The organism is Paenibacillus sp. LC231 (genome assembly GCF_001860525.1).
In the GTDB taxonomy this organism is placed as follows: domain Bacteria; phylum Bacillota; class Bacilli; order Paenibacillales; family Paenibacillaceae; genus Paenibacillus_AQ.
The window spans coordinates 78050-97586 of the sequence record NZ_JFOM01000005.1 but is presented as its reverse complement, the minus strand read 5'-3'; the positions used below and the strand labels follow the sequence as shown (position 1 = coordinate 97586).

The 19537-nt window shown below is 48.2% G+C and carries 20 protein-coding genes; 18 read left to right on the top strand and 2 right to left on the bottom strand.

Annotation, left to right across the window (positions count from 1 at the left end; translation table 11 throughout):
* The first annotated feature begins 64 nt into the window (after nucleotides 1-64).
* The 10 genes from AK95_RS02030 to AK95_RS01985 all read left to right on the top strand — a co-directional run bounded on the left by AK95_RS02030 (nucleotide 65) and on the right by AK95_RS01985 (nucleotide 9133).
* Entirely contained in the window at nucleotides 65-622 is a 558-nt protein-coding gene (locus tag AK95_RS02030; RefSeq protein WP_071218240.1) for a ribonuclease FAU-1 family protein, read from the top strand.
* Complete coding sequence (locus tag AK95_RS02025; RefSeq protein ID WP_071218239.1) at nucleotides 622-1275, top strand: YdcF family protein; 654 nt, start codon at nucleotides 622-624, stop codon at nucleotides 1273-1275. Before AK95_RS02030 ends, AK95_RS02025 begins: the two co-directional genes overlap by 1 nt.
* Nucleotides 1276-1357: 82 nt before the next feature.
* Nucleotides 1358-2341 carry an AAA family ATPase gene (locus AK95_RS02020; protein ID WP_071218238.1) on the top strand — a complete coding sequence of 328 codons (984 nt, stop codon included), beginning with the start codon at nucleotides 1358-1360 and terminating at the stop codon, nucleotides 2339-2341.
* Between the two features lie 121 nt (nucleotides 2342-2462).
* Entirely contained in the window at nucleotides 2463-3755 is a 1293-nt protein-coding gene (gene hflX / locus AK95_RS02015) for a GTPase HflX (protein WP_071218237.1), read from the top strand.
* 145 nt (nucleotides 3756-3900) lie between these two features.
* Nucleotides 3901-5154: a methionine gamma-lyase family protein gene (locus tag AK95_RS02010; RefSeq protein WP_071218236.1), complete on the top strand. Its 1254-nt coding sequence runs from the start codon at nucleotides 3901-3903 to the stop codon at nucleotides 5152-5154.
* Nucleotides 5155-5236: 82 nt separating this feature from the next.
* Nucleotides 5237-5647 carry a MerR family transcriptional regulator gene (locus AK95_RS02005; protein WP_006209652.1) on the top strand — a complete coding sequence of 137 codons (411 nt, stop codon included), beginning with the start codon at nucleotides 5237-5239 and terminating at the stop codon, nucleotides 5645-5647.
* A gap of 60 nt (nucleotides 5648-5707) precedes the next feature.
* Nucleotides 5708-7036 (top strand): type I glutamate--ammonia ligase, encoded by a 1329-nt coding sequence (gene glnA / locus AK95_RS02000; protein ID WP_071218235.1) that lies wholly within the window; start codon nucleotides 5708-5710, stop codon nucleotides 7034-7036.
* A gap of 209 nt (nucleotides 7037-7245) precedes the next feature.
* The gene (locus AK95_RS01995) at nucleotides 7246-7656 is read left to right on the top strand and encodes a hypothetical protein (RefSeq protein WP_071218234.1); all 411 of its coding nucleotides are present in this window, start codon (nucleotides 7246-7248) and stop codon (nucleotides 7654-7656) included.
* 159 nt (nucleotides 7657-7815) lie between these two features.
* Nucleotides 7816-8352, top strand: a complete 537-nt coding sequence (locus tag AK95_RS01990; RefSeq protein WP_071218233.1) for an RNA polymerase sigma factor — start codon at nucleotides 7816-7818, stop codon at nucleotides 8350-8352.
* Nucleotides 8345-9133 carry a hypothetical protein gene (locus AK95_RS01985; RefSeq protein WP_071218232.1) on the top strand — a complete coding sequence of 263 codons (789 nt, stop codon included), beginning with the start codon at nucleotides 8345-8347 and terminating at the stop codon, nucleotides 9131-9133. Before AK95_RS01990 ends, AK95_RS01985 begins: the two co-directional genes overlap by 8 nt.
* Before the next feature lie 90 nt (nucleotides 9134-9223).
* Here the strand turns inward: AK95_RS01985 and lexA are convergent, their stop codons facing one another.
* On the bottom strand, nucleotides 9224-9850 hold the full coding sequence (lexA, locus tag AK95_RS01980; RefSeq protein ID WP_009596010.1) for a transcriptional repressor LexA: 627 nt from the start codon (nucleotides 9848-9850) through the stop codon (nucleotides 9224-9226).
* Between the two features lie 175 nt (nucleotides 9851-10025).
* Between lexA and AK95_RS01975 the strand changes: the two genes are divergently transcribed.
* The 5 genes from AK95_RS01975 to AK95_RS01955 all read left to right on the top strand — a co-directional run bounded on the left by AK95_RS01975 (nucleotide 10026) and on the right by AK95_RS01955 (nucleotide 13078).
* Complete coding sequence (locus AK95_RS01975) at nucleotides 10026-10397, top strand: LysM peptidoglycan-binding domain-containing protein (RefSeq protein ID WP_071218418.1); 372 nt, start codon at nucleotides 10026-10028, stop codon at nucleotides 10395-10397.
* A 265-nt stretch (nucleotides 10398-10662) separates the two neighbouring features.
* Nucleotides 10663-10869 carry a DUF896 domain-containing protein gene (locus tag AK95_RS01970; RefSeq protein ID WP_071218231.1) on the top strand — a complete coding sequence of 69 codons (207 nt, stop codon included), beginning with the start codon at nucleotides 10663-10665 and terminating at the stop codon, nucleotides 10867-10869.
* 160 nt (nucleotides 10870-11029) lie between these two features.
* Nucleotides 11030-11554: a hypothetical protein gene (locus AK95_RS01965; RefSeq protein ID WP_071218230.1), complete on the top strand. Its 525-nt coding sequence runs from the start codon at nucleotides 11030-11032 to the stop codon at nucleotides 11552-11554.
* Nucleotides 11555-11597: 43 nt separating this feature from the next.
* On the top strand, nucleotides 11598-12389 hold the full coding sequence (locus AK95_RS01960) for an HAD family hydrolase (protein ID WP_071218229.1): 792 nt from the start codon (nucleotides 11598-11600) through the stop codon (nucleotides 12387-12389).
* 284 nt (nucleotides 12390-12673) lie between these two features.
* Nucleotides 12674-13078, top strand: a complete 405-nt coding sequence (locus tag AK95_RS01955; RefSeq protein ID WP_071218228.1) for a FixH family protein — start codon at nucleotides 12674-12676, stop codon at nucleotides 13076-13078.
* Nucleotides 13079-13179: 101 nt separating this feature from the next.
* Here the strand turns inward: AK95_RS01955 and AK95_RS01950 are convergent, their stop codons facing one another.
* Nucleotides 13180-13716, bottom strand: a complete 537-nt coding sequence (locus AK95_RS01950) for a cupin domain-containing protein (protein ID WP_071218227.1) — start codon at nucleotides 13714-13716, stop codon at nucleotides 13180-13182.
* Between the two features lie 169 nt (nucleotides 13717-13885).
* Here AK95_RS01950 and metH point away from each other — a divergent pair, with 169 nt between their 5' ends.
* The 3 genes from metH (at nucleotide 13886) to AK95_RS01935 (ending at nucleotide 19507) form a co-directional block, all read left to right on the top strand.
* Nucleotides 13886-17326: a methionine synthase gene (gene metH / locus AK95_RS01945; protein WP_071218226.1), complete on the top strand. Its 3441-nt coding sequence runs from the start codon at nucleotides 13886-13888 to the stop codon at nucleotides 17324-17326.
* Between the two features lie 86 nt (nucleotides 17327-17412).
* Nucleotides 17413-18342: a ribonuclease Z gene (rnz, locus tag AK95_RS01940; RefSeq protein ID WP_071218225.1), complete on the top strand. Its 930-nt coding sequence runs from the start codon at nucleotides 17413-17415 to the stop codon at nucleotides 18340-18342.
* Nucleotides 18343-18712: 370 nt separating this feature from the next.
* Nucleotides 18713-19507 carry a TIGR01457 family HAD-type hydrolase gene (locus AK95_RS01935; RefSeq protein WP_071218224.1) on the top strand — a complete coding sequence of 265 codons (795 nt, stop codon included), beginning with the start codon at nucleotides 18713-18715 and terminating at the stop codon, nucleotides 19505-19507.
* The last annotated feature ends 30 nt before the right edge of the window (nucleotides 19508-19537 follow it).

Below are 19537 nucleotides of genomic sequence, written 5' to 3'. Positions count from 1 at the left end.
CTTTGTTTTGAGTGTGAAACCCAAATGTGGTAAGCTGGGAATACGAATGGGGAGGAAAAGTTCCATGAAACGTAAATTCGGAGATCGGGCGAACTGGCGCCGTATCACCCGCCGGCACTTCACTTCCCGGTATGTGGAATGTGAGCAATTTACAGGGTATCTCACGTTATATACCATATATGGCCTGAAAGAACCGTTGTGGAAGACGTATGGCCGTCATACTTACCGAATCGCGGACAAAGGCTATTCATGGCTGCAGTATTATCCGAAGGACAGCCATTTCATCGTGACAGCCATGTTTGATGACAAACGAAATATTGTTCAATGGTACATCGATATTTGCAAGAAACAAGGGGTAACGGATCAGGGTGTGCCTTGGTTTGATGATCTGTATTTGGACGTAGTTGTTGTCAAAAATGGTGAAGTGTTCCTGCTGGATGAAGATGAGCTTGAGGATGCCTTAGGGCGGAATGACATTACCCGGGATGATTACAGGCTTGCCAAGGTGACCGCACGGAATCTGCTTCGGGCCATCGACGCGCATGAATTCCCTTACTTTATGATGTCTCTGAAGCATCGCGACCAGCTATTTCATAACGGAGAGTTCAGGAGGAAGAAATAATGCGTCAGGAAATACATAAGAGTCTGCCACGAGCAGGCACTAAGAAGAGGGCATGGTATCGGAGAGGGATGATTACCCTGCTCTCTCTCGTTGTTCTTGGAGTGCTATGGTCAGGTTATGCATATTGGAAGATCGAAAGCGCCGTCAGCAGTCCGTCGGAAAAGGCGGATGTCGGCATCATCTTGGGCGCTTCCATGTGGGGAGATCAGCCAAGTCCTGGGCTTCGCGAACGGCTTGAGCATGCACTGGTTGAATACCATGCAGGCCGTTTTGATACTTTCATCGTTTCAGGAGGCCTTGATAAGCCCGGGTATCCATTTACCGAAGCCGAAGGAATGAGAAATTTCTTGGTCGACGCGGGCGTACCCGAGGAACAAATCTTCCTGGAGAACGAAGCTACGAGCACTTACGAGAATTTGCTCTTCAGCCAAGCAATAATGGAGGAGCATGGGTGGAAGACCGCCATTATAATAACCCATGACTATCACGGGACGAGGGCGATGGAGGTTGCGACAACCCTTGGTTATGATCGTCCTTCTATATCGCTGACGGAATCTACCGTTTTGCCGATGGCCAAACACAAGTCTAGGGAAGTGCTGGCTTATACGAAATGGACGGCCGATCGGCTGTTGATCGCCATGGGTGTCCTATGAGGACGAAACTTCTAATAAGCAGGCTGTAAATAGAATACATTGGAATAGATAGTCAGCCCTTTGGATAAAGAGGTGAGGAGCAATGAACGGGCGTGTAACGGCCGCTAACGGCCGATCTGAAGGACGGCCATCCAGGCAGATTAATGTCGTGCTCCGCAGCGCGGAACCTCCACTCATCAGCAGTGCGGTTCCGGAACGCGAACCGGCCCCTTCGCCAAACCCTGTTTCCCAGCACAGTCTATTCCAGGAAATACAGAAAGAGCTGGATCAACTGGTAGGTCTTGAACAGATCAAAGACCTGGTATTTGAAATCTATGCTTTGCTTCAAGTGGCCCAGATGCGTTCGGAAGCAGGCTTATTAAGCGGCGGTCATGTGTACCATATGATTTTTAAAGGAAATCCCGGAACAGGGAAAACAACAGTCGCCCGTATCGTGGCAAAGCTGTTTCAGAAGATGGGCGTGCTTAATAAGGGTCATCTGGTCGAAGTGGAACGGGCGGATCTCGTAGGTGAATATATCGGTCACACGGCACAGAAGACCAGAGAGCTGGTTAAAAAAGCGCTTGGAGGGATCCTGTTCATCGACGAGGCTTACAGTTTGGCGCGCGGTGGCGAGAAGGATTTTGGCAAGGAAGCGATCGATACGCTGGTCAAGGCGATGGAGGATCATAAAAACCAGTTCATTCTTATTCTGGCAGGCTACAGCGATGAGATTGATTTTTTTATGGATTCGAATCCCGGCCTGTATTCCCGTTTTCCGATCCAGATGGACTTCCCGGATTATAATCTGGATCAATTGATCCAGATTTCGGAGCTGATGGCGAAGGAGAGGGATTATATCTTGATGCCGCAGTCGCTGAACAAGCTCAAGGAACACCTGCAGATGGAGAAGGATCACGGGCTGCACGCTTTTAGTAATGCGCGTTATGTACGGAATGTCATCGAGAAATCGATAAGGAATCAATCGGTTCGGCTGCTGAATCAGTACGTAACCGGTAATCCCGGCAAGCTGGAGCTTATGACCCTGCGGCCGGAGGACTTTAAGTTAAACGGAAAAATACAATGATTTTAAGCTTGTCTTCGAACATAATGAAGGGGTAGCGCTGCTTTCTTTGGATCATAATGTTTATTGCGGGCAGCAGCGGTTAGTTAAATTAGGAGACGTAATGGTAGAAGGAGTTGGCTATATGACAAATATAACGCATGATACCCGGACAGAGATCGAAGATAAAGCCGTTTTGGTCAGTTTGGTGACGGATGCGGTTAAACGCTCGGGAATAAACCCGGAACACTCGCTGCAGGAGTTGGTTCAGCTTGCTGAAACCGCTGGAGTGGAGGTGCTGGATGTCATTACGCAGAATCGCGAAGTTCCGGATTCCAAGTGGTTTATCGGCAAAGGAAAGGTCGAAGAGCTGCGCATGGCAATTGATGGCTTGGGCGCAACAACGGCCATATTCGATCAGGAATTGTCCGGAGCACAAGTTCGGAATTTGGAAGAGACACTCGATGTAAAAATTATCGACCGGACTCAATTGATACTGGATATTTTCGCTCAGCGGGCGAAGACCCGTGAGGGGATTATCCAGGTGGAGTTAGCGCAGCTAACTTATTTGCTCCCGCGGTTATCGGGACATGGCAAGAATCTGTCCAGGCTCGGAGCAGGGATCGGGACACGCGGACCGGGCGAAAGCAAGCTTGAAACCGACCGCAGGCATATCCGGGACAGAATCAGCGATCTGAAGCGGCAGCTGGATGAAGTCACCCGGCACCGGACGCTCCATCGGGAGCGCCGGAAGAAGAGCGGGGCCGTGCAGGTTGCTCTGGTCGGTTATACCAATGCCGGGAAGTCGACATTGTTGAACCGTTTAACGGCAGCAGACGTATATATCGAGGATCAATTGTTTGCTACGCTGGATCCCACTTCGCGCGTGCTGGAGCTGCCGAGCGGCAAAGAAGTCGTCCTTACGGATACCGTAGGATTTATACAGAACCTTCCTCATGATCTGGTAGCGGCGTTCCGTGCGACGCTGGAAGAAGCCAACGAAGCCGATCTGATCCTTCATGTGGTAGATGCTTCTTCGCCTATGCGGGACGAACAGATGGCTGTCGTTCAATCCATCCTTCAGGATCTGGGGGCGGCGGATAAACCGCAGATCGTTCTGTTTAACAAAAAGGATGCTTGTGAGCCGGGCCAGCTGGAAATGCTGCCGACGGGAGATGGACAATTAAAGATCAGCGCGTATGAGGATCAGGATTTGGAAACGGTACGCGAAGCGATTCAGGACCAGCTGTCCGGAGGGAACGTGACGTTCCGGATTCCGGCTGACCGCGGGGATCTGAATTCGGTTGTATACCGTGTCGGAGACGTGCTGGAGCAGTCTTTTGATGAGAATGATATCCTCTATGAGGTTCGGATCAATAAAGCGGATTATGAGAAAATGGGTTATTTGCTTCATGATTACATTCAGAATGGATCTTAGGCATAGGTAGGAAATGCAATATAAGCCCCTGTACAGGGGCTTATATTGCGTGTTCAGGGCGGCTCGACGTTGATGAGTTCTATGCAACAAAAATATATGTTAAGATGTGAGACATCATGTGTATAAGAGGAGAGAGCAGTTAGTCATGGCAAGATTTTCGCAAGATATACTCGAATTGAGCAGTGAGATTGAGTCCAAAATCGGTCAGCGTATACGGGAGATCGACGCTATTGTTGATTTTAATCAGTGGAAGGTGATTGATGCTTTCCAGAAGTTTCAGGTGAGTGATTTTCATTTTGCGGCTTCCACCGGGTATGCATACAATGATCGCGGCCGTGAAGTGCTGGATGAAGTCTATGCGGACGTATTTGGAGCCGAATCTGCCCTGGTAAGGCCGCATTTTGCTTCCGGTACCCATACGATCTCAACAGCACTGTTTGGTGTGTTAAGGCCTGGAGATGAGCTGCTGTATATTTCGGGGCGTCCCTATGACACCCTCCATAAAGTGATTGGCGAACCCGGGGACGGCAACGGGTCCCTTCGGGATTTCGGAATCGGTTATCAGGAGGTTGCGCTAACCGAACAAGGGGAGATTGATTGGGAGCGGGTAGAGAGGGCCATCACGCCTTCAACTAAGGTGATCGGTATCCAGCGTTCCCGCGGGTATGATTGGCGTTCTTCGTTCACGGTATCGCAGATTGGTGACATGGTCAGCCGGATCAGGTCTATACGCCAGGATTTGATCATTTTCGTTGATAATTGTTACGGCGAGTTTACGGAGCGATTGGAACCGACGGAGGTTGGCGTTGACCTGATGGCAGGCTCGCTTATCAAAAACCCTGGCGGCGGCATTGCTGAAACCGGCGGCTACATATGCGGTAAAGCAGCCTATGTCGATAAGGCGGCCTATCGGCTGACCGCTCCCGGCATCGGACGAGAAGTGGGGGCTATGCTGGGAACGACCAGAGGCATCTATCAGGGATTATTCCTGGCACCATCCACGGTTGGACAAGCGGTCAAGGGCAGCATTTATGCTGCCGCGATGTTTGAGGCGGTGGGATTCACAACCAAGCCGGGCTGGCAGGATGAGCGAACCGATTTGATCCAAGCGGTATCGTTTACCGGAGCGGATCATCTGATCGCTTTTGTTCAAGGGATTCAACGGGCTGCGGCGGTCGATAGTCATGTGGTGCCTGAACCTTGGGATATGCCTGGGTATGAACATCCCGTAATCATGGCGGCAGGTACGTTCATTCAGGGGGGAAGTCTCGAATTATCTGCGGACGCGCCGATCCGATCACCTTATATCGGTTATATGCAAGGCGGCTTAACCTACTCTCATGTTAAATATGGTGTGCTTATGGCCCTCCAAAGCATGAAAGATCGTAAATTGTTGTGAGTTATCCTTACATGCGGTTGACGTGGTTGATCAGGAAATGTACAATAGGATCAGAATAGACCACTTGGAAGGTTGATGAGATATGGGTGATGAGATTCGGAGGAATATGGCGTTATTTCCGATAGGCATTGTTATGAAGCTTACGGATCTATCTGCCAGACAAATTCGCTATTATGAGCAGCATAACTTAATTGTCCCAGCCCGTACGTCGGGCAACCAACGCCTGTTTTCCTTCAATGATGTGGAGCGACTGCTAGAGATTAAGGCTTTGATTGAAAAAGGTGTTAATATCGCCGGCATTAAGCAAGTAATGAACCCTGTCACGAAGGAGTCAGAAGAGGCTACCGTCATTACTCCTGATACCGAGAACAGACGCCGTGAGATGTCTGAATCCCAGTTGCGACGTTTGCTGAAGCAGGAATTGATTACCGCTAAAAGACCGGGTCAGGTTTCATTGATTCAAGGGGAATTATCCCGGTTTTTTAATAAATAAGGATTGCCATGCTGTAATTCTTCATTCAATCTAGTTTTTATTTAAAAAGGAGAGGATAAAGTGAGTTATACCAGAGAGGACATTCTACGCATTGCCAAAGAAGAAAATGTTCGATTTATCCGCTTGCAATTTACAGATTTGCTTGGAACGATTAAAAACGTTGAAATTCCTGTAAGCCAGCTGCCTAAAGCGCTTGATAATAAAATGATGTTCGACGGTTCATCCATCGAAGGTTATGTACGGATCGAAGAATCCGATATGTACCTGTACCCGGACCTGGATACCTTCATGATCTTCCCTTGGGTATCCGAGGATCGCGTTGCGCGTCTGATCTGTGATGTCTACATGCCTGACGGCACTCAGTTTGCAGGAGATCCGCGCGGCATTCTGAAGAGAGCGCTGAAAGAAGCTGAAGAGATGGGCTTCACTTCCATGAATGTCGGTCCGGAGCCTGAATTCTTCCTGTTCAAAACCGATGAAAAAGGCAACCCGACCATGGAGCTCAATGACCAAGGCGGATACTTTGACCTCGCGCCTACGGATCTTGGCGAGAACTGCCGCCGCGATATCGTGCTGACGCTGGAAGAGATGGGTTTCGAAATCGAAGCTTCTCACCATGAGGTTGCTCCCGGCCAGCACGAAATCGACTTCAAATATGCAGATGCGGTTAAAGCAGCTGACCAGATTCAAACGTTTAAATTGGTAGTGAAGACGATCGCTCGTCAGCATGGACTGATTGCAACATTTATGCCAAAACCGCTATTCGGTGTGAACGGCTCCGGTATGCACTGTAACCAATCGCTCTTCAAAGGCGGAGAGAACGCGTTTGTCGACGAGAGTGATGAGCTTGGCTTGAGCGTAACGGCTCGGCACTATATGGCGGGTATTCTTAAGCATGCACGCGCGTTTGCCGCGATCACCAATCCAACGGTTAACTCGTACAAGCGTCTCGTGCCTGGTTACGAAGCACCTTGCTACGTTGCATGGTCTGCAAGTAACCGCAGTCCGATGATTCGTATTCCTGCGTCCCGTGGTCTCAGCACGCGCATCGAAGTGCGTAACCCGGATCCGGCGGCTAACCCGTATCTGGCTCTGGCTGTCATGCTGAAAGCAGGCTTGGACGGCGTTAAGCGCGAGCTGTCGCTCCCGGCTCCAATTGACCGTAACATCTACGTGATGACGGAAGAAGAGCGCATTGAGGAAGGCATCCCTAGCTTGCCTGCAAACCTGAAGGAAGCGCTCAACGAGTTGATCCGCAGCGAAGTCATCTCCGATGCACTCGGTGATCATGCGCTGGCTCACTTCTACGAGCTGAAAGAAATCGAATGGGACATGTACCGCACGCAAGTTCACCAATGGGAACGTGATCAGTACATTACGATGTATTAATAGAGGAATCCCTTGCGCCGTAAGACGTGAGGGGTTTTTGTTTTTTTGGGCAGATGATGTGGAATGATAGCCATTCTTGTTTCACCCCCGAAATGCCCCCATTTAAGAATGGATAGCTGCTTTAAACAGGGCTTGTGGGATTTAGTTGAAATCATATAAAGTAGTGGGGCAGGATGAATGTAGTGGATGAAACAAAAGGAGATCAGTAAATGGCGATTCTAAACGACCATGAAGAAAAAGGGACCTGGGCAGAGTTCACCTTTATATCTCGTATTCCTGGTGAGGATGAAGGATGCCAGATCAATTTTAAGTTTTATGAGGCTAGCCGAATCATTTATGATTTGAATTTTGGGTGGACGAATTTGACGATCCGGAACTTTATCTCGGTAACTGCTCAATTTCCGCTGGAGTACTTAAATGGTTTTAAATTAGATGGTTTATTTATGTCATTTGAAAAACATTTATATCAGCTGAGCTGGAAGCCCATGGAACAAGAAGGAATCTATCAGTTGCGTTTTTACGGATCGGAACAGGATTTTCAGTTAAAGGCCGACAAGGAATCTGTCCGGAGATTTGGTTCCCAAATTAAACAGGACTGGGATGAGGCTCCGCTCGTTTAATAATAGTAATCATTTTGACTTATGGTTATGGAGAATCGTTCATAGAATGAAACTACTACAGAATCACCCTCTATAAGGGGAGATTCTTTTTTTTTGTTTTTTTCGGAAGAGGGGAACCTTTGCTGACCTCCATGACTCTAATTAGATGAGGTGAATCGGTTGGAGCTGGAATACTTGAAGCAGATGACGGTGATGGACACACAGGCACTGGATAAAATCATGAGCTTGTATGGAAATGATATCTGGAATTACGCTTATTTTCTGACCAAACAGCAAGCACTGGCAGACGATATTGCTCAAGATGTGTTTATTAAAGCTTATTTTGGCATACATACATTTCGCGGTCAGGCGTCGTTAAGAACGTGGCTGCTCACGATCACACGACATACCGCGTTCCGGTACAAAAAGGCTTTTTTCTTTCGGAAAGTGACCCTTAAGGACAGACTGCACATCGATGCGTCAAGTCGGTCCGCGGAACTGGAGTATCTGGACGGGCAGTACACGGATGAAATATGGGCCATGATTATGACTTTACCCAGGAAGTTTAGGGAGGTGCTCATCTTGGACCTTTACTATGAGATGTCAATCAATCAGATTGCGGAGTTCCTTAACCTAGCGGCGGGTACCGTAAAATCCAGACTGTATCGGGCAAGGAAAAAAGTGCAGAACCTGTTAAAGGAGAATGGAGATGAATGAGGATAAACCAGACTGGTATTCCCGGGTTTCAAAGGGACCTTTTCCAAATGAAAAATTTACGGCTGAAATGAAAAAAAACGTCCAGATGTCCGTGATCCGTGACGAAGGTAGGCCTAAGCGCCGAAAGTATCTACAAGTTGGCTTTATAGGCGTGCTGCTGCTTCTGGTTATGTTACTTGCCATACAGCTGCCTTTTGACGGTGAGAAACAACAGAGAGCTGGGGATGTACCACCACATAAGGAGGAGACAATTCGGGCACAAGGATTTACAGATCAGGGAAGGCTCAGTGTGGTTGCTGTGGAAAAGGAAAAAATCACGACACTGGGAGCTCCTAGCTGCTTCGGTATCGAAACGGACCAATCGTTTACCGGAAACTACATCGTACGATATAGCGATAATGAAGTTACGGATGAAGTAACCACGCTGGATGATCTTACTTTTATTCAGCCAACTTCTGCAGCTGTCCATATGGTTCGATTGCCGTTTCTGGATGCGGATGTATTTATTCTTGCACCGCAATACCAGGACTGTCATGCCATACAGATCTACGCATTCGCCGTGGAGCATGATACGGGCAAGGCTGTGCAGCTCAGGTTTCAAGATGAATTAACGGTGTCCTATACTTCCTATTACAGACCAGGTACTGCACCCATGGTGAAAGACAATAAGCTTGTTCTGCAGTCCACGGAGGGGCCGGGTGGGGAAGGCTCGCCGGATTATAAACCTTTACGGCTGTATCGGCTGGATCTTAAACAAGGCATTATGGAGCAAACAAACTAGCTATGATCAAGTTTTTGTGATCTATATAGAAAAAGCAAGAGGTTACCATCCAATTAAGGGAGGTAACCTCTTATTCATAGATCTATGAGATTAGTGGACATCCCGGAAGAGTCCGATTACTTTACCGAGAATCGTAACATGGTTCAGGCGCAGTGGCTCGTAGGTAGGATTCTCCGGTTGCAATCGTACATGATCCTTCTCTTTATAGAAGGTCTTTACAGTTGCTTCGTCTTCCTCTGTCATCGCTACTACAATGTCGCCATTGTCTGCAGTTTGCTGCTGGCGCACAATGACATAGTCACCGCTGTGAATGCCAGCTTCGATCATACTGTCACCGACAACCGACAACATGAACACCTTATCGTCGCCTACATAATGCTGCGGGAGCGGGAAATAATCCTCAATGTTTTCCATGGCTGTAATAGGAACACCTGCAGTGACTTTACCAACAACAGGCACTCTGGCAATGGTGTGGGTAAACAGATTCGCGCTCTCGGACTCTTCTTGGCCAAGCAGCTCGATTGCTCTTGGTTTCGTAGGGTCACGGCGAATTAGGCCTTTCTTCTCCAAACGGTCAAGATGTCCATGGACCGTTGAACTGGAAGCTAGTCCGACAGCCTCTCCGATTTCCCGGACAGAAGGCGGGTAACCCTTGCTACGAACTTCGTTGCGGATAAACTCTAAGATCGCCAGCTGGCGGCTGGATATTTTCGACATGCCGTATCAACCCCATTTAGTAACGTTTGGGAAAATTATAACATAGAACTTCCGTTCGTACAAACATAAGTTCTAAATATAAATAGAACAAATGTTCTTTTAGGTATTGAATCAAACAAGTGTTCGTGTTATTATAGATTCATAAGAGAACACTTGTTTGGGAGATGATGATTCCATGTTGAAATACAGTACATACCGCAGCATTTATGAGAACGTTCCAGTGCAAACGATGAAGTCCCCGGAGACTTGGATCCATCAATTAAAGTCCAGAATTGAATCCATTCCTTTTATAAAGCTTTTATTCATCCTGTTGATCGTAGCTTCTTTTTGGACAGGGGCATACTCTGTTTTTGCCGGGGGGATGGACAAGCCCACAGGGGAGAAGCAGGTTATTGTTCAATATGGTGATAGTTTGTGGCGGATTGCTTCCCTTCATAAACCGGCAGATATGGATACACGAGTATATCTGGATAGCATCCGAAGAATGAATGGATTGAAAGGTCCGGATATACAGGCCGGAGAGGTGTTGTCTTTACCAGTCTGGTAATGGGATGACACTAACAGAAACTCTTTCCTTATATATGTCCCTACTTCTCGCTTCATATTTGTAGTATTGCCTGACGATGTGATTTCACGCAGTGTAAGCGTGTTTATAATAGACGAGTATTGATTTCTTAACAATGAGGAACCCATTTATAGGGAGCATATGTTCATATTTGTTCTTAATAAGAGTTTGCAAGGGCGCTGTTGCCTTGACAAGCTCTTTTTCACATGTTTAAGTTATACATGATATCGGAATTGGAGGAGAAGTCATGGACATCGATACTTTGGTTGAACGCATCAATGTACTAGCAAGAAAACAGAAGAGTGAGGGATTGACCGCGGATGAGCTCAAAGAACGGGCTGAGCTTCGGGAAATATACCTTAACAATATTCGCAGTAACTTTAGACAACAGCTGGAATCGATCGAATGGGTTGATGAAAATGAACAAAAAGGCGGCCCGCGATTAAAGCATTAGTCGATGAACTGGCATCTGGATCTACAACAGTGGATTCAGGACCAGATAGAAGGATAGAATTATAATACTTGGGGTGCCGATTATTCGTGGGAATCGAATACGGTGACCCCAAGTTTATATGGATTGGTAATATTTTGAAATTGAGTCCAGGGGGAACCATATGTCACGATCATGGGAAAGAAAAGTCAACAAAAATATGTCACAGCTCAACAAGCAGCGTAAGAAGCAGGGGCTGACCTCGTACCAAGGCTCTGCCGTTAATGATAAGCATGACGTGTTTAAAGGACGTAAGTATGTACTTCCGTTAGTGCTTGTTGCATTGGCTGGTTTGTATGCTCTTCTCGGAACGGCGACGTCACAGGCAGCCGGCGGAAGCAATGACGTGTTGAATTGGGTTGGTGTCAGCTTGTATATTCTGTTGGCGCTTATGATTTTCTTGCGCAAGCCTTACTTGAAGATTGAGCGTGCTTCCGTATCCACGATGAAGTTCAATCGGGAACGTCGTTTGGCTGTATCGGATATCGAGAAAATCAAATTGGCTTCGGGCTCCGTCGTGATCCAAGGCAAGGGAAAAGCAGGCAACTGGGTATTCTCGCGCATGATGAATCTTTATGATACGAAAGCGATGGGCGAAAGATTGGAAGAGTTCGCAAAGACTCATCAAATTCCAGTGGAGCATAATTAACAAATAAAATAGATCACAGTGGTATATGAGGAGTGGGAGAGACATGCCGATAGCTGCGGTTTTGTTTGATTTGGACGATACCTTGTTGTGGGATGAACGTAGTGTGGAAGAAGCGTTTGAAGTGACTTGCCAGGCCGGAGCGGACGAGACCGGCGTTGATGCCAAAGCACTGTTGGCCGCAGTACGGGAAGAAGCGAGAGCATTATATGAATCCTATGATACCTTTGCTTTTACCAAAATGATCGGAATAAACCCTTTTGAAGGCTTGTGGGCTAATTTTACGGCTGGATCGCAGCCTGAATTCAGACAGCTGCAGGAGCTGGCACCCGTATACCGCAAGGAATCATGGCGGCGCGGACTTCAGCGCCTGGGCGTTGATAATGAAACATTGGCCCAAACGTTGGCCGAACAATTCGCTGCTGAACGCAGAACAAGACCATACGTATATGAAGAAACGTTTGAAGTTCTGAAGGAACTGCAGGGGAATGTAAAGCTGCTGCTTCTTACGAACGGAAGTCCAGATCTGCAGCAGGAGAAGCTGGACGGTGTTCCAGAACTGGTTCCTTATTTTGATCATATTATCATCTCGGGCGATTTTGGCAGAGGAAAGCCGGATGTTTCCATCTTCCAGCATGCACTCGACTTGTTAGGTGTCGAGGCGGATCAGGCCGTGATGGTGGGAGATAAGCTGACCACAGACATTAAAGGCGGAAATGCGGCTGGACTGCATACGGTTTGGATCAATCGGGTAAACCGACCTCATGATCCTTCCATTCAACCGAAGTTTGAGATCAAACATTTATCGGAGCTGCATGCCATCGTAGCATCCCTATAAACCATGCAATAAAGAGCTTACACCCTTATATTTGGGTATTCGATTGTACATAGGAACAGCCATAACTTCGGAATTTTGCGGTTATCGGCTGTTTTTTTGTTAGTTATACGATCGGACTACAACCTTGCAGCTGGCTATGATAAACGTCACACAATTGTAAGCTGCATGAGATAGAAGTAACAGAATAATGCGATATAATGGAATAGGAAACTTAACGAGGTTTGGAAATGACCATTACGTGAATGAACCATACATAGCCCTATTTTGTAAAAGAGGTGTAGAGCATGACCCGAAAAAAGATGGCCCTAATTGCAGCTATGGTGCTGATGGCGGTTGCGCTTGCCGCATGCAATGACAGCAAGGCAGAATCCGGTGACGATGTGATGGCGGAACCCATCATCGTCGAGCTGTCTCTGACGCCGGAGAGCATTAAGGCTGGCGAGAAGGTATTGATCGAAGCGAAGGTGACGCAAGCCGGAAGTCCGGTGGAAGACGCGAACGCTGTGGAATTTGAAGTCACGCTGGAAGGCGGCGGCGTTCAGGCGAAGGTCCCGGTTAAGCATGATCAAGGCGGGGTATACAAAATGGAGAAAACCTTCGATGAGGCAGGAACCTATCGGATTGTTTCACATGTCACGGCGAGAGGACAACATTCCATGCCGTTAAAGGAACTGAAGGTAACAGAGTAACGCATCGTAAATAAATAAGGCAGCGCATGATCCCGGGAAGCGGATTGATGCGCTGCCTTATTCCATTTTCCTGTTCAATCAGCTTCCATGAACCTTAGGGCTTATTGGAATTGAGGATCTTCTACCGGTGTGGCTACCCATCCGTTCTCCTCAATGAAAAGACGAACGGCGATGATTTGCTTGTTCTCCATCAATGTGAAGAAGTGAGGCGTGTTTTCCGGTACGGAAATGACATCGCCTGGCTCAAGCTCTACATTAAAATAACCGACATCGTCGGAGCCCTTAATAATGAAAATTCCTTTTCCGCCGACAATCGCACGGATTTCGTCTTCCGAGTGGGTGTGAACCTCTTCGAATTTTTTCAGCAGGTCCTCTATATTAGGCGTGGACTCGGATAGTGTGATGACATCCCAGATTTTGTAGCCGCGTCTTGCAGCCAAGTCACGAATTTCTTCATCAAAGATGTCCAAAATGCGCTTCTTATCGTCATCACTCAGCTTGAAATTTTCTTGAAGCGCTGCCGGGAGTTTTTCCATATTCCAGTGCTCGTAAACAACCTCTTGGTTATTCAGGAATTCCCGAACATTCTCTTCCCCAGTAATGCGTTCGTTCGTGTTGCGAATCACAATCTCTGCCATAGCTTTAACCCTCTTTCTCCCGTTGGATTAATATGTATTATAGCCCCCCTCACAGCATTTGTCATCTGCAAATGTTGATTTGTACCCATTGCAACGCAATATTTCGGCTTTTCTATTGAAAAATATTCTGATACACTAAGATTTAACGTTTTCGGGGGAGGTTTATGAGTTGAACAAGCCTAGCTTACAAGAAGTACTTAAAGAACGAATATTAATTCTTGATGGTGCCATGGGCACAATGATCCAGCAGGAGGACCTCTCAGCTGAAGATTTTGGCGGTCCGGACCTTGATGGCTGTAATGAAATGCTGGTCATCCATCGGCCGGATGTCATTCAGAAAATACATGAACAATATCTTGAAGCAGGTGCCGACCTGATTGAAACCAATACGTTTGGCGCAACCTCGGTTGTGCTTGCTGAATACGATATACCTGAACTTGCCCGAGAAATTAACCTGAAAGCGGCTCACTTGGCCCGCGCAGCTGTTGAAAAATATTCCACGCCGGACAGCCCGCGTTATGTGGTCGGAGCGATGGGGCCGACAACGAAGACGCTCTCGGTTACCGGCGGTGTGACCTTTGCCGAATTGATTGAGAGCTACGAGGAGCAAGCCGTTGCCTTGGTTGAAGGCGGCGTTGATGCACTTCTGCTTGAAACATCGCAGGATACATTAAACGTGAAAGCCGGGAGCATTGGGATCCGCCAAGCGTTTGATAAAACGGGAGTCACGCTCCCAATCATGATATCCGGAACGATTGAGCCGATGGGCACGACGTTGGCCGGACAAAATATTGAAGCTTTCTACATTTCATTAGAACATCTGAATCCCGTATCCATTGGCCTAAACTGTGCAACGGGCCCGGAATTCATGCGTGACCATATTCGCTCCTTATCCGAAATGTCCAGAAGCGCGATCAGCTGTTACCCTAACGCGGGTCTCCCGGACGAGAATGGGCAGTACCATGAATCTCCTGAATCGTTGGCTCAAAAGATGGGGGCTTTTGCTGAAAAAGGCTGGCTTAACATTGCCGGCGGATGCTGTGGGACAACACCCGACCATATTCGCGCATTAAAACAAACGATGGATGGCTTCTCCCCACGACCGCTGGATGGTGGACATTTGCCGGCATTATCCGGTATCGAGCCGGTATATATCGAGCAGGAAAATCGACCGTACATGGTAGGGGAGAGAACGAACGTTCTGGGTTCCAGAAAGTTTAAGCGTTTAATCGTAGAAGGTAAATACGAGGAGGCCTCCGAGATCGCCCGTGCACAGGTCAAGAATGGCGCGCATGTCATTGATGTGTGCGTACAGGATCCGGATCGTGAAGAATCGGAAGATATGATTAAGTTCCTGGAGCTCGTAGTTAAAAAGGTTAAAGTGCCGCTTATGATCGATACGACGGATCCGGCAGTCATTGACTTGGCGCTGCAATATTCGCAAGGGAAAGCGATTATTAACTCCATTAACCTTGAAGACGGTGAAGAGAAATTTGAGCATGTGATCCCGTTGGTGCATAAATACGGTGCCGCGGTTGTCGTTGGAACTATTGATGAGTCCGGTCAGGCAATCCATCGCGATGACAAGCTCAAGGTGGCCCAGCGTTCATATGATCTGTTGGTGAACAAATATGGGGTCTCGCCAGAGGACATTATTTTCGACACACTTGTATTCCCGGTAGGTACGGGGGACGAGCAGTATATCGGATCAGCCAAGGAAACGATTGAAGGCATCCGCATAATTAAAGAAGCCATGCCAAAAGTGCATACCATTCTCGGTATCAGCAACGTTTCCTTTGGATTGCCGGAAGCGGGTCGTGAAGTCTTGAACTCTGTATATCTGTACGAATGTACGAAGGCCGGATTGGATTACGCAATCGTGAATACGGAGAAGCTGGAGCGTTATGCCTCGATCCCTGAAGAAGAGCGTCGTCTAGCCGAGGATCTGATTTACAGAACCAATGATGAGACGCTGGCGGCATTTGTCGCGGCATTCCGGGATAAGAAGGTAGAGAAGAAGGTTAAGGTATCCAACCTGACGCTTGAGGAGCGACTTGCATCCTATGTGGTGGAAGGTTCCAAGGAAGGCCTCATTCCGGATCTAGATGAAGCACTAACCAAATACGGAGCGCTGGAGATCATTAATGGACCTCTGATGGCCGGGATGACCGAGGTTGGACGTTTGTTCAACAACAATGAACTGATTGTCGCGGAGGTGCTGCAAAGCGCCGAAGTAATGAAAGCCTCCGTGGCTTATCTCGAATCCTTTATGGAGAAAAACGAGTCGTCGGTTAAAGGGAAAATCATGCTTGCCACCGTGAAGGGGGACGTGCATGATATCGGTAAAAACCTGGTGGAGATCATCTTATCCAACAATGGTTACCAAATCATTAATTTGGGTATAAAAGTACCACCAGAGCAAATTATCGAGGCATACCGCCGCGAGCAGCCCGATGCTATCGGCTTGTCCGGATTGCTCGTGAAGTCAGCCCAACAGATGGTATCCACCGCCCAGGATTTGAAGAACGCGGGGATTAGCGTTCCGATCATGGTAGGCGGGGCGGCTCTTACACGAAAATTCACGAAGACCCGCATTCGTCCCGAGTATGACGGCATGGTGCTTTACGCGAAGGACGCAATGGATGGTCTTGCCTTGGCCAACCAGCTCAGCGATCCGGTCCAGCGGACGAGAATCGCGGAAGAGATTAAGGCAGAGCAGGAAGCCGATGCTGCGGCTCCGCAAGTGGTTAAAGTAATGCCAAAGCTGTCAGAAGGACTGCGCTCCAAAATTTCGACCGACGCTCCTGTATATTTACCACCGGATATGGAGCGGCATGTGCTCCGAAATTATCCGATTTCGCATATTCTGCCATATATCAACATGCAGATGCTGTTAGGACATCATTTAGGTCTGAAAGGCTCAGTGGAACAGCTGCTTAAAGCCAATGATCCCAAGGCGGTATCGCTTAAGGAAACCGTTGATGGGATTCTGCAAGAGGCCGTTCAATCGGGGATCATACAGGCTCATGCGATGTACCGTTTCTTCCCGGCACAGTCTAGAGGAAATGACATTCTCATATACGATCCAAAAGATACAACAAAAGTATTGCATACCTTTACGTTTCCGAGACAGCAGGTTGAGCCGTACCTGTGCTTGGCGGATTTCCTGAAATCCGTAGACAGCGGGGTTATGGATTACGTTGGATTCCTTGTCGTTACAGCCGGTCACGGCGTCGGAAAATTGTCCGGGGAATGGAAGGACAAGGGTGACTATTTGCGCTCCCATGCACTTCAATCGGTCGCACTGGAAACGGCAGAAGGGCTGGCGGAGCGGATTCACCATATGATGCGGGATACGTGGGGATACCCAGATCCAGCAGACATGACTATGAAACAGCGCCTGGGTGCGAGATACCAAGGCATTCGCGTATCCTTCGGATATCCGGCCTGTCCGGATCTGGAGGATCAGGAACCGTTATTTAAATTGATGCAGCCAGAGGATATCGGCGTTCATCTTACCGAAGGTTTCATGATGGAGCCGGAGGCATCGGTATCCGCTATGGTGTTCAGCCACCCGGAGGCTCATTATTTTAACGTGGATAAAGCTTAACATTTGAATACCGGTACAGCCGGTTTGAAATCCTCCGAATGTTTCGGGGGATTTCTCCGGTTTACAACCGAAAGGGGAGAAGAGGGATGGAACTCTATTTTCTAGGAACAAATGCGGGGGTTCCTACGCTGCAGCGTAACGTGACCTCGATTGCACTGCGTTTGCTGGAAGAACGAAGAAGTCTGTGGCTGTTTGATTGTGGAGAAGGCACGCAGCATCAAATATTGAAATCCCCGCTCAAGCTGTCCAAGCTTGAGAAGGTATTTATTACACATATGCATGGTGATCATGTGTTCGGTTTGCCAGGTTTGCTGTCCAGCCGAGGTGCCCAAGGGGTAACTTCACCCCTGACGATATATGGTCCCCCAGGTATAAAGACATTCATTGATACTGCGCTGAGCATCAGCCAATCGCGCGTGCCCTATACGATGGAGGTCATTGAGCATACCGGGGGCATGTTGTTTGAGGACGATCACTTCCTCGTGGAATCGGCAAAGCTGGATCACAGGGCCGAGAGTTACGGATACCGTATCGTGGAGAAGGATCTTCCCGGCAGTCTGGACCTGAAACGCTTGGCGGATTATGGACTCAAGCCAGGACCGCTTTATGGCAAGCTGAAGAGAGGGGAAAGCGTGGAACTCGGCGACGGACGATGGATTCATGCCTCAGATGTGCTCCTGACACCGAAAAAAGGGAGAGTGGTCACGATTCTCGGGGATACAAGGCCATGCCCTGGGGTGGAGACTCTGGCCAAAGGAGCCGATCTGTTGGTTCATGAAGCCACTTTCATGGAGGATCTGTCGGAGCTCGCGCACGAATACTATCACAGTACGGCTAAACAGGCGGCGGAAGCAGCGAAACGGGCTGAAGCAAGATCGTTATTCCTGACCCATTTCAGCTCCCGGTATAAGGATATAGAGCATTTGCAGCCGCTGCTCAAGGAAGCGCAGGAGATTTTTGAGAATACACGCTTGGCAGAGGACTTTGGCTTGTACCCAATCCAGCGCAAATCATAAGCAGGAACAGCTGCTATTTACAGGGAAATATCGAGGGATTGAGTGAATTATTTTCCGGGAAAGCGCAGGAAATGACAAAGCGGTTTATAATCACTAACCCTTGGACAGTCTTCGATCTCTTTCGACTATTTAGCTGCCGGACTGAAGAGCTGTCCACGAACCTTGCAACCGGAAGTAGCCTTCTTTACAATAATACTAACCGGGGTTTCTACGTAAGCAAACATTTGCATAGAGTATGAACCATGGTTATACATATTTATTTTGATATATGACGATGAGTAACGACACGGCGATGCCGAGAACGCTAATACTTTAATCAATGAATCATTTATGGCGTGAAGGAAAGAAATAAAGAAGGTGCTATCAATTCATGGAAAAACCAAAACCAAAAGGATTGCTGATTGACCTGGATGGAACGCTGTATCATGGCCGTTATCGGATTGAGGGAGCAGACCTTCTCATCGAGCGGCTGAAGGAAATGCAGATTCCGTTTCTGTATGTAACGAATAACTCATCACGAACACCGGAGCAAGTGGCCGCGCATCTGATGGAGATGGGAATACCTGCCTTGCCGGAGGAAGTATGCACCTCCTCCCTGGCTGCTGCTAAATATATCGCTGAGGAGTCGCCGGGTGCCAGAGTGGCGATGCTTGGCGAAGAGGGGCTTCGTGAAGCGCTCTTGTCTGCAGGTCTGAACATCGTGGAGCAGTCCCCTGAATATGTCATTCAAGGAATCGACCGCTCGTTCCATTACGAGAAGTTAACCCGTGCCGTTCGCTGGATTCAGGAGGGAGCCGCGTCGATATTGACCAATCCGGATTTGCAGCTTCCATCGGATACCGGCTTGATGCCCGGTGCAGGTTCGCTGGGCGCTGCGATCGAAGCCGCTTCCGGAGTGAAACCGACGGTCATCGGAAAGCCGTCCTCGATATTAATGAAATTCGCTTCGGATCGACTTGGTTTGGCTCCGGAGGACATTTATGTAATCGGAGATAATATACGTACGGATATCGCGGCTGGCGCGCATGCCGGCTGTAAGACGGTGCTCGTTATGACCGGCATCACGACCGATCTCAATATGGAAGCCCATATGGAAGCCACGGGTGTCACACCGGATTTTGTCTGCCGGGATTTGAGTGAAGTGAAAGATCTGCTGTGTTCATGATGAGTGAGAGTGTACATATAAACTTTTGTG